The sequence below is a fragment of the Saccharopolyspora indica genome, assembly GCF_027853965.1.
Classification (GTDB): Bacteria; Actinomycetota; Actinomycetes; order Mycobacteriales; family Pseudonocardiaceae; genus Saccharopolyspora; species Saccharopolyspora indica.
Genome location: NZ_JAQGLB010000015.1, coordinates 198,668 through 210,391, shown reverse-complemented (window position 1 = coordinate 210,391; position 11,724 = coordinate 198,668). Strand labels below are relative to the sequence as shown.

Sequence of the window (11,724 nt, the reverse complement as noted above, 5' to 3'; positions counted from 1 at the left end):
TCCCGAAGAACTCCGCATCGAACTCCGCCGCATCGTGCAAGAACCCACCCGACCGCACGTACGACGTACCGTGATGATCCGGATCCGGATCGAACAACCCACCCAGATCCCACCCCCGATCCGACGGGAAGCCGGTGATGGCGTCGGTCCGCTCCTGCACCAACCGCCACAGGTCCTCCGGCGAGCGGACCCCGCCGGGGTAGCGGCAGGCCATCCCGACGATGGCGATCGGTTCACCGGTGGTCGCGGGCGCCGCCGCGGGCTCGGCCTCCGCTGGTGCGGGCCCGGCCTCCAGCGCGCTCAGGTGGTCGGCGAGCGCGGCCGGGGTGGGGTGGTCGAAGGCGACGGCGGCGGGCAGTTGCAGCCCGGTCGCCCGGACCAGGCGGTTGCGCAGCTGCAGCGCGATGAGCGAGTCCACGCCGAGTTCGGCGAAGGTCCGGGCCGGGCGGACGTCGGCCGGGTCGGCGTGCCCCAGGACGACGGCGGTCTCCGCGCGGACGATGCGGCGCAGCGCCTCCGCCCGTTCGCCGTCCGCGGTGCCGGCGAGCTCGAACTGGGCGACCGGTTCGGCGATGAGCTCCGGGACCGGGGTCGCGCTGCCCGCGGATGCGGAGGTGTCCAGCCAGAAGCGCTTGCGCTGGAACGGATAGGTGGGCAGGTCCACCGTCCGGCCGTCGTCGAGCAGCGGCGTGAAGTCGACGGAGCCGCCGGCCACGAGAACCTCCGCGGCGGAGCGCAGCACCCGGTCCCAATCGCCGTCGTCGCGGCGCAGCGTGCCCACCACGACGGCGTCCTCGGCCGTCTGCTGCACGCCCAGCGTCAGCACCGGGTGCGGGGAGCACTCGACGAACACGTCGTGCCCCGACCGGCTCAGCTCCGCCACGGCCCGCTCGAACACCACCGGCTCGCGCAGGTTGCGGAACCAGTACTCCCCGGTCAGGTCGGACCCGTCGGTCGGCTCACCGGTCACCGTGGACAGCAGCGGGAACCGGCCGGCCGCGGGCCGGACCGCGCGCAAGGCCTCGACCAGCTCCTCCCGCAGCGATTCCACCTGGGCGGAGTGCGAGGCGTAGTCCACCGGGATCCGCCGGGCCCGGACACCGTCGCGCTCGCACCCGGCGATCAGCTCGTCCAGGGCGGCGGGCTCGCCGGACACCACCGTCACCGCGGGCCCGTTCACCGCGGCGATCGAGATCCGCTCCCCCCACCCGGCGATGCGCTCCCGGACGCGGTCGGCGGGCTCGGTCACCGAGACCATCCCGCCCGCTCCCGCGAGGGAGACGAGCGCCCTGCTGCGCAGCGCCACGACCCGGGCCCCGTCGAGCACCGACAGCGCACCCGACACGACCGCCGCCGCGATCTCGCCCTGCGAGTGGCCCACCACGACGTCGGGCACCACGCCCAGCGACTCCCACACCGCGGCCAACGAGACCATCACCGCCCACAGCAGGGGCTGCACCACGTCCACGCGGGACAGGCCCGGCTCGTCGCCCAGCATCTCGGCGGGAGACCAGTCCACGAACTGCTCCAGGGCCGTCGCGCACTCGGCGAACCGCGCGGCGAACACCGGCGAGGAGACCAGCAGCGCCGAGCCCATGCCGAGCCACTGCGAACCCTGCCCGGGGAACACGAAAGCCGTGCGCCCGCGGGGAACCGCCTCCCCGATGGCCACATCGGACGGTGCGGTCCCGGCGGCGAGCTCGCGCAGCGCGGCCCCGGCGGCGGCCCGGTCGGCGGCGACCACCACGGCGCGGTGGTCGAACGGGGTCCGGCCGGTGGCCAGGGAGAAGGCGGTGTCGACCAGACCGGCCGCTGCCGGGGCCGTCAGCCGGTCGGCGAGCTCGGCCGCCTGCGCTGCCAGGGCCCGCGGGTCGCGGGCGGCCAGCACCAGCGGCACGGCGCGGTCGGCGACGGCTGCGGGCGCGTCCTCGGCCGGGGCCTGTTCCAGCACCGCGTGGGCGTTGGTGCCGCTGACGCCGAAGGCCGACACCCCGGCCCGCAGCGGTCGGTCGACCTCCGGCCACGGCCGCGTCTCGGTCAGCAGCCGCACCGCTCCGGCCGACCAGTCCACGTGCGGCGTCGGCTCGTCGACGTGCAGCAGTGCGGGCAGCAGCCCGTTGCGGAGCGCGAGCACCATCTTGATCACCCCGGCCACCCCGGCGGCGGCCTGCGGGTGGGCGATGTTGGACTTCAGCGAGCCCAGCCAGAGCGGCTCGGCGCGGTCCTGGCCGTAGGTCGCCAGCAGCGCTCGGGCCTCGATCGGATCGCCCAGCGTGGTGCCGGTGCCGTGCGCCTCCACCGCGTCCACGTCCGCTGTGGACAGACCGGCGTTGGCCAGGGCGTCGCGGATGACCCGCTCCTGGGCGAGACCGTTGGGCGCGGTCAGCCCGTTGGACGCGCCGTCGGAGTTGATCGCCGTACCGCGCACCACGGCGAGCACGGGGTGACCGTTGCGGCGGGCGTCGGACAACCGCTCCAGCAGCAGCATCCCGGCACCCTCGCCCCAGGCCGTTCCGTCCGCAGTGGACGAGAACGGCTTGCAGCGGCCGTCCGGGGCCAGGCCGCGCTGGCGGCTGAACTCGATGAACATGCCGGGTGCGGCCATCACCGTCGCACCACCGGCCAGCGCCAGCGAGCAGTCGCCCGCGCGCAGCGCCTGGCAGGCCAGGTGCAGGGTGACCAGCGACGACGAGCAGGCGGTGTCCACGGTCACCGCGGGCCCGCTGAGCCCGAGGGCGTATGCGACGCGACCGGAGATCACGCTGGAGGACTTGCCGGTGACCAGGAACCCGCCCAGGCCCTCGGGCGCCTCGTGCAGGCGGGTGCCGTAGTCCTGGTAGACCATGCCGGCGAACACGCCGGTGCGGCTGCCCCGCAGCGCGCGCGGGTCGATCCCGGCCCGTTCGACCGCTTCCCACGACGTCTCCAGCAACAACCGCTGCTGCGGATCCATCACCAACGCCTCACGCGGCGAAATCCCGAAGAACTCCGCATCGAACTCCGCCGCATCGTGCAAGAACCCACCCGACCGCACGTACGACGTACCGTGATGATCCGGATCCGGATCGAACAACCCACCCAGATCCCACCCCCGATCCGACGGCAGGTCGGACACCACGTCCCGCTCGTCGACCAGCAGCTCCCACAGCTCCTCCGGAGAGCGGACCCCGCCGGGGAAGCGGCAGCCCATCGCCACGATCGCGATCGGTTCGTCGGACGGGCCGGTGCGGGCCGCGACGACCGCTCCCCCGTCGGCGGCCGCCTCGGCATCGGGGCGCAGGCGGCCGTGCAGGTAGTCGGCGACGGCGGTCACGGTCGGGTGGTCGAACAGCAGCGTGGTCGGCAGGCGCAGGCCGGTGGCGGCGGCGAGCCGGTTCCGCAGCTCCACCACGGTGAGCGAGTCGAACCCGATCTCGCGGAACGCCTTGTCCACCACCACCGCGCCGGCGCTCGCGTGCCCCAGCACACCGGCGGCGTGGTCGCGCACGGTGTCGAGCACGACGCGGCGCTGCTGGTCGGGGGCCAGGCCCGCCATCCGTCCCGCCAACCCGGACAGCTCGCCCGCGGTTTCCCGGGCCAGGGCGGCGACTTCGGGCAGTTCGGCGATCAGCGGGCTCGGGCGGGCAGCGGTCAGCACCGGGGCGAACCGGTCCCAGCGCACGTCGGCGACGACCAGGGTCGTCTCACCGCGCTCCAGCGCGGTGCCCAGCGCGGCCAGTGCGGCGTCGGGGTCCATGCCGAGCAGGCCGCGCCCGCTCATCCGGTCCTCGATCCCGCCATCGGCCATACCTCCGCCGGACCAGATTCCCCAGGCGATCGAGGTCGCGGGCAGGCCATCGGCGCGGCGGAGTTCCGCGAGCGCGTCCAGGTGCGCGTTGGCGGCGGCGTAAGCGCCCTGGCCGCCGTTGCCGAGCACGCCGATCACCGAGGAGAACAGGACGAAGGCCTCCAGGTCCAGTCCGGCGGTCAGCTCGTGCAGCACCTCGGCCGCGTCGGCCTTGGCGGCCAGCACCCCGGCCACCCGCTCCGGGGTGAGCCCGTCGACGACGCCGTCGTCGAGCACCCCGGCGGCGTGCACCACGGCGGTCGGCGGGTGCTCGGCGAGCAGCGCGGCCAGGGCGTCGCGGTCGGTCACGTCGCAGGCCGCCGCGGTCACCCGCGTCGAGGTCTCCGCGAGGTCGTCGAGCAGGGCTGCGACACCGGGTGCCGCGGCACCGCGGCGACCCGCCAGCACCACGTGCTCGGTGCCGCGGGCGGCCAGCCACCGGGCCACGCGCCCGCCGAGCGCGCCGGTGCCACCGGTGATCAGGACGGTTCCCCGCAGCGGATCGGGGCCGGTCCCGGTGGCCGTGCCGCGCGCCGGAACGAGCCGCCTGCCGAACATCCCGGACGGGCGCAGCGCGACCTGGTCCTCGCCCGCGGCCCCGGCCAGCACGGCGGCGAGCCGCCGCAGCGCCCGCTGGTCGAGCTCGGCGGGCAGATCGACGAGACCGCCCCAGCGGTCCGGATGTTCCTGCGCGACCACCTGCCCCAGTCCCCACAGCCGGGCCTGGGCGGGGGCGGTGACCCGGTCGTCGGGTCCGGTGGCCACCGCGCCGCGGGTCGCGCACCACAGCCGCGCCGAGCTGCCGGTGTCCCCGAGCGCTTGGACGAGGGCGATGGTGTCGATCAGCCCGGGCAGCAGCGAGAGCACACCGACGACCGGGTCCGGTCCGGCGAGCGCTCCGGTCAGCGCGCGGGCCAGCTCGGCGCGGTCGGTGCCCGGCACGACGGGAACGGCGGTGTGCTCGGCGGGCAGGTCCGGCGTTTCGGCGCCGTCGGGAACCACCACCAGCCACCGTCCGCGCAGCGCGGTGGCGGCGGGCTCGGGCACCGGCTGCCAGCGCACGCGGTAGTGCCCGGGCGTGGCGGCGGCCCGGTCGCGGGTGCGCCGCCGCCACGCCGCCAGCACGGGCAGTGCGGCGTCGGATGCGGCCCGGTCGCCGTCCGGCGCGAGCACCTCGGCCAGCGCGTCGGCGTCGGCGTCGTCGACGGCGGCCCACAGCCGGGCCTGATCCGGGTCGGTGGGGCGGGTCGACGGCTCGACCCAGTACCGCTGCCGCTGGAAGGCGTAGGTGGGCAACGCGATCCGGGCCCCGGCGTGCGCGGGCCACTCGATCCGGAGGCCGCCCGCGTGCGCTTCGGCCAGCGAGGTGAGCCACCGGGTCGGACCGTCCTCGTTCCGGCGCAGCGACGTGCACACCAGTGCGGTGGATTCCGCCGCGTCCGCGGTCTCCTGCACGCCGATGGTGAGCACCGGGTGCGGGCTGCTCTCGACGAACGCGTCGTGCCCGTCGGCGAGCGCCGCCCGCACCGCCTGCTCGAACAGGACGGGCTGGCGCAGGTTGCGGAACCAGTAGCCGGCGTCGAGACCGGCGGTGTCCACCGGACCTCCGCTGACGGTCGAGTAGAACGCGATCTCGGCGCTGCGCGGGGAAACTCCGGCGAGCAGGTCCAGCAGCTCGTCGCGGATGGCGTCGACGTGCGGGGAGTGGGAGGCGTAGTCGACGGGCACGCGGCGGGCGTGCACCCCGTCCCGCTCGCACTCGGCCAGCAGTTCGTCGAGCGCGTCGGCATCGCCCGCGACGACGGTCGCGGCCGGGCCGTTGATCGCCGCGACGCCGATGCGGTCCGGGTAGGCTGCCAGCCGCTCGCGGACCTCGGCGACGGGAACGGGCAGGGAGACCATGCCGCCGCGCCCGGCGAGCACGCCCAGGGCCCGGCTGCGCAAGACCACGATGCGCGCGGCGTCCGCCAGGCTCAGCGCACCTGCCACGTGCGCGGCGGCGATCTCGCCCTGCGAGTGGCCGACGACGGCCGCCGGGCGCACACCCGCGGCCCGCCACAGCGCCGCCAGCGACACCATCACGGCGAACAACGCGGGTTGCACCACGTCGGCGCGCTCCAGCTCGGGCGCCCCCGGGGCACCGGTCAGCACGTCCCGCAGCGACCAGTCGACGTAGGGCTCGAACGCGGCGGCGCACTCGTCGATCTTCGCGGCGAAGACCTCGTCGTCGAGCAGGTCGGCCGCCATCCCGGCCCACTGCGAGCCCTGACCGGGGAACACCAGGACCGGCTTCGCGCGGCGTCGCGCCTGCCCGCTGACCACGGCCGGGGACGTGCCGCCGTCGGCCAGCACCCGCACCCCGCCGAGCAGCGCCTCGCGGTCACCGGCGACGACCACGGCGCGGGTGTCGAGCATCGCCCGGCCCCGCAGCGAGACCGCCACGTCGGCGGCGGTGGCGCCGGGGTGCGCGTCCAGGTGCTCGGCCAGCCGCCGGGCCTGCCCGCGCAGCGCGTCCGCACCGCGGGCCGACAACGTCCAGGCCAGCGGACCGGTGGCGGTCGGCGTCCCGGCCGGTTCCTGCCGCCGCCCGGCGCCTTCTTCCAGGATCAGGTGGGCGTTGGTCCCGCTGATGCCGAACGAGGAGACACCGGCCCGGCGCGGGCGTCCGGTGGCCGGCCACTCGGTCTCGTCGGTGAGCAGGCCGATCGTGCCCGCCGACCAGTCCACGTGCGGTGTCGGCTCGTCCACGTGCAGGGTCGCGGGCAGCACGCCGTGCCGCATCGCCAGCACCATCTTGATCACTCCGGCGACGCCAGCCGCGGCCTGGGTGTGCCCGATGTTGGACTTCAGCGAGCCCAGCAGCAGCGGGCGGTCGGCGGTGTGCGCGCGGCCGTAGGTGGCCTGCAGGGCTTCGGCCTCGATCGGGTCGCCCAGCGTGGTCCCGGTGCCGTGCGCCTCGACCGCGTCCACGTCGGCGGCGGTCAGGCCCGCCTCGGCCAGCGCGGTGCGGATGACCCGCTCCTGGGACGGCCCGTTGGGCGCGGTCAGGCCGTTGGAAGCACCGTCGGAGTTGACCGCCGACCCGCGGATCACCGCGAGCACCGGATGACCGTTGCGCCGGGCATCGGACAACCGCTCCAGCACGACCACGCCGGCGCCCTCGGCCCACCCCGTGCCGTCGGCACCCGCGGCGAAGGCCTTGCAGCGGCCGTCCGGGGACAGCCCGCGCTGGCGGCTGAACTCGACGAACATCCCGGGACTGGCCAGCACGGCCGCCCCGCCCGCCAGGGCCAGGGAGCACTCCCCCGCCCGCAGCGACCGGGCGGCGAGGTGGAGGGCGACCAGCGAGGAGGAGCAGGCCGTGTCCACCGTCAGCGCGGGGCCCTCCAGACCCAGGGTGTAGGCGATCCGGCCTGAGGCGACGCTGACGGTGCTCCCGGTCAGCGCGTAGCCCTCGGCATCGGCCGCGTCGACCATGCCGGGGCCGTACTCCTGGGCCATCGCGCCGACGAACACCCCGGTGGCGCTGCCGCGCAGCACGAGCGGGTCGATGCCCGCCCGTTCCACGGCCTCCCACGAGGTCTCCAGCAGCAGCCGCTGCTGCGGGTCCATGGCCGCGGCCTCGCGCGGGCTGATGCCGAAGAACGCGGCGTCGAACCGGTCAGCGTCGTAGACGAACCCGCCGGACCGCGTGTACGAGGTGCCGCTGCTGGCCGGGTCGGCGTCGTGGAGCGCGTCGAGGTCCCAGCCGCGATCGGTGGGGAACGCGCCGACGGCGTCGCCGCGCTCGCGCAGCAGCCGCCACAGGTCGTCCGGCGAGTTGACGCCACCGGGCAACCGGCAGCCCAGCCCGACGATCGCGATCGGGTCGTCATCCACATCGGACTGTTCGGCGCTGGTGGCATCGCCCGGGTCCGGGGTTCCGCCGTCCCGGCGGGAGTCGAGGTGCGCGATGAGCGCGGTGGGAGTCGGGTGGTCGAACAGCAGCCCGGCAGGCAGGCGCAGTCCGGTGGCCGCGGCGAGGGCGTCGCGGAATTCCACCGAGGTGAGCGAGCTCAGGCCCAGGTCGCGGAAGGTCGCGTCCGGGTCGATGGCATCCGGACCGGCGTGGCCGAGCACCGCGGCGGCGGTGCGCAGCACCAGGTCCTCGGCGCTCCAGTCCGCGGGCACCGCCTCGGGCTCGGGAGCGGGCTCTGCGGGCGGCGGCGCGACGGCGGGGCTCGCGGAGGGGGCCGCGGGCAGCCAGTGCCGGGTGCGCTGGAAGGCGTAGGTGGGCAGCGGCACGCGCTCGCCGTCGACCACGGCCGTCCAGTCGATCGGCAGACCGCGGGCGAACAAGCCGGCCGCCCCGGCGAGGGCGGCCGCGTCCTCGGCCCGGTCCGGTCTGGGTCCGGTGTGGACGGTCGTGCCGCCGATCTCGCGGGCCAGCGCGGCCACCGTGCCGTCCGGGCCGACTTCGAGCAGGTCCGTCATCCCGAGGTCGCGGATCGCTGCGACGGCGTCGCCGAAGCGCACCGCGTCCCGGGCGTGGCGCACCCAGTACTCCGGGGACGCCACCTCGTCGGCAGCGACCGCTCCGGTGACCGCGGAGACGAACGGCACGGCAGGCGCGGAGAACTCCACAGTGGACAACACCGCGGCGAACTCGGCGAGCATCGGCTCCACCAGCGGCGAGTGGAACGCGTGGCTCACCCGCAGCCGCTTGGTCCGGCACTCCGGCAGCCGCGCCAGCACGGCGGCCACGTCGTCCTCCGCTCCGGAGAGCACCACGGCGCGGGGGCCGTTGACCGCGGCGAGGTCGACCGCGCCCGCCAGCAGGGGCCGCACGTCCTCCTCGGCGGCCTCCACCGCCACCATCGCCCCACCGGCGGGCAGCGCCTGCATCAGCCTGCCCCGAGCCGCCACCACCTGGCAGGCATCGGCGCGGGAGAGCACCCCGGCGACGCAGGCCGCGGCGAACTCGCCGACGGAGTGGCCGGTCACGGCTTCCGGTTCCACGCCCCACGAGCGGTACAGCTCGGCGAGCGCGAACTCGTAGGCGAACAGCGCCGGCTGGGCGAACTCCGTGCGCTCCAAACCGTCCCCGGTGCGCACGACGTCGGCCAAGCCCGGCACTCCCAGGTCCGCGAACTCCGCGCACACGGCGTCGAACGCCTGGGAGAACACCGGGAACCGCGCGGCCAGCTCGCGGCCCATGCCCGCGCGCTGTGCGCCCTGCCCGGCGAACAGCAGGCCGACCCGCCGCCCCTCGGCCGCGGTGCCGCGCACGACCGACGCCGCGGGCAGCCCTCCGGCCACCGCGGCCAGGCCGCGCGCCAGCTCGTCCTGGTCTCCCGCGAGCACGACCGCGCGGTGCGGGAACGCGGATCGGGTGGTGGCCAAGGAGAACGCCGTGTCGGCGGGCGAGCCCGGCTCGGCGTCGGCCAACCGGGCGGCCTGCGCGCGCAGCGCGGCGGCATCGCGTCCGGACACCACGAACGGCAGCACGGCTCCCGGTTCGGCCGACGGCCTGCGGGGCGCGGCGGGTTCCGGCGCGGCGGTCACCACGACGTGGCAGTTCGTCCCGCCCATGCCGAACGAGGACACCCCCGCGACCAGCGGCTCGCTCGGGCGCGGCCACGACCCGGCGGTCCGCGCGACCCGCAGGCGCAGGTCCTCCAGCGGGATGTCCGGGTTCGGGGTGCGGAAGTTCAGGCTGGCGGGGATCTCGCCCGCGTCCAGGCTCAGCACCACCTTGAGCAACCCGACGATGCCCGCCGCGCCCTCCAGGTGGCCGACGTTGGCCTTCACCGAGCCGACCAGCAGCGCCTCGTCCGCGTCGCGGCCGGTGCCCAGCGCCGCACCGAGGGCGCGCGCCTCCACCGGATCCCCGACCGGGGTGCCGGTGCCGTGCAGCTCCACGTACTGGGCCGCCGACGGGGCCAGCCCCGCCGCGTCGAAGGCTGCGCGCACCACGTCGCGCTGGGCGTCGGCGTCCGGCGCGGTCAAGCCGACGGACGCGCCGTCGTTGTTCACCGCGCTGCCGCGCAGCACGCCGAAAACCCGGTCCCCGTCGGCCAGCGCCGCGGCCAGCGGCTTGAGCAGGACGGCGCCGCCGCCCTCGCCGCGGACGAAACCGTTCGCCCTGGCGTCGAAGGGGTAGCAGTCCCCGTCCGGGGACAGCCCGCCGAAACCGGCGGCGCCGAGCCCGGATTCCGCGGCGAGCAGCAGGTTCACCCCGCCCGCGACCGCGACGTCGGCCTCGCCGCGCCGCAGGCTCTCGCAGGCCAGGTGCACGGCGACCAGCGACGACGACTGGGCGGTGTCGACCACCATGCTGGGCCCGGTGAAGCCGAGCGCGTAGGAGACCCGGTTGGCGATGAGGCCCCGGTTGAGCCCGGTGAACGTGTGCGGGTCGACCAGATCCGGGCCCCGGCGGTGGGTCAGCAGCGCGTAGTCGTCCCAGATCGCGCCGACGAAGACGCCGACCCGGCCGGGAACCGGCAGCAGCCCGGCGTGCTCGACCGCTTCCCACGCCAGTTCCAGCATCAACCGCTGCTGCGGGTCGGTGGCGGCGGCCTCCCGGGGCGAGATGCCGAAGAAACCGGCGTCGAACCGGTCGACCGCTTCCAGGAATCCACCGCGGGTCGTCGGCATCCGGCGCAGCGCCTCGGGGTCCCACTGCGCGCTGCGGTCCGCGGGCACCTCGGCGATCGCCGAGCGCCCCTCCCGCAGCAGGCGCCAGAACCCACCCGGATCGGGTGCGCCGGGAAGCCGGCACGACATGCCCACGACGGCGATCGGCTCGTTCGGCTCCGCGGCAGTTGTCGTCACGTCGACTCGACCCCCGAACTCTCGATGGACAGGGCGAAACCAGCTGGTCCCGAACATCGAACGTAGTGACCCGAACCGCCCGGCTACCCCGGCAACGCCCCCTAGAGCCCCCCTATGCGCCGCGCCCGGACCGGGCCCGCCCCGCCTGCGCGCAGCGCTACCCGGTGAGCACCGTCACCGCTAGACTCGCTGCCGCACGGGGAAATGCGCCCCGTTCCGACCGGAATCCGGTGCTGGGCAAGGAAGACGCGGAGGAAGAACATGCGAGAACTGGCCGGCCGGATCGCGGTGGTCACCGGGGCGGGCAGCGGGATCGGCCGAGCGCTGGCCGGGGGTTTCGCCGCCAGGGGCATGGCGCTCGCGCTGGCCGACGTGGACGAACCGGCGCTGGCCGAGACCGCGCGGCGGATCCGGGCATCCGGAGCGGACGTGCTGGAAGTGCCCACCGACGTGCGCGATCCCGAAGCCGTGGACCGCCTCGCCGCGCGGACCGTGGCCGAGTACGGCGCGGTGCACGTGGTCTGCAACAACGCCGGCGTGTCCCGGATGGGCCGGAGCTGGGACATCCCGCTGGCCGAGTGGCACTGGGTGCTCGAGGTCAACATGTGGGGAGTCGTGCACGGCGTGCGCAGCTTCGTCCCGCACCTGCTGGAGCAGCCCGAGGCGCACGTCGTGAACACCTCGTCGATCGGCGGCCTGGTGTCGGCACCGTTCATCGCCCCGTACACCGCGGCCAAGCACGCGGTGGTGGGGCTGTCGAAGTCGCTGCGCCTGGAGCTGGCCGACCGCGCACCGCACGTGGGCGTCACGGTGCTGTGCCCGGGCGCGGTGGTCAGCGCGATCGACCCGAACACCCCGCGCGAGGGCGACGGCCCGGAGTCGCTGCCGCCGGAGGCCAGGAAGCTGGCCGAGCACGCCCGCCGCACCAAGCACGACGGCATGGCACCGGAGCAGGTGGCCGAGATGACGCTGGAGGCGATCCGGGAGAACCGGTTCTACGCGCTGCCCAACGCCGACAAGCTGATCCCGCTGCTGCGCGCCGACCACGACGAGGTGCTCGGCGCACCGCTGCGCTGAGCACCCCG

General features: G+C 75.5%; 2 protein-coding genes. One reads left to right on the top strand and one right to left on the bottom strand.

Annotated elements, in window-relative coordinates:
* On the bottom strand, positions 1-10,591 hold a 10,591-nt coding region (locus OU416_RS28270; RefSeq protein WP_408642288.1), incomplete at its 3' end, for a type I polyketide synthase.
* Positions 10,592-10,900: 309 nt separating this feature from the next.
* Here OU416_RS28270 and OU416_RS28265 point away from each other — a divergent pair.
* Positions 10,901-11,716 carry an SDR family NAD(P)-dependent oxidoreductase gene (locus tag OU416_RS28265; RefSeq protein WP_270930074.1) on the top strand — a complete coding sequence of 272 codons (816 nt, stop codon included), beginning with the start codon at positions 10,901-10,903 and terminating at the stop codon, positions 11,714-11,716.
* Positions 11,717-11,724: the final 8 nt, after the last annotated feature.

What these genes read in the sequence shown, in the direction of transcription:
- OU416_RS28265 (WP_270930074.1), top strand. Translation starts at nt 10,901, where the DNA reads ATGCGAGAACTGGCCGGCCGGATCGCGGTGGTCACCGGGGCGGGCAGC.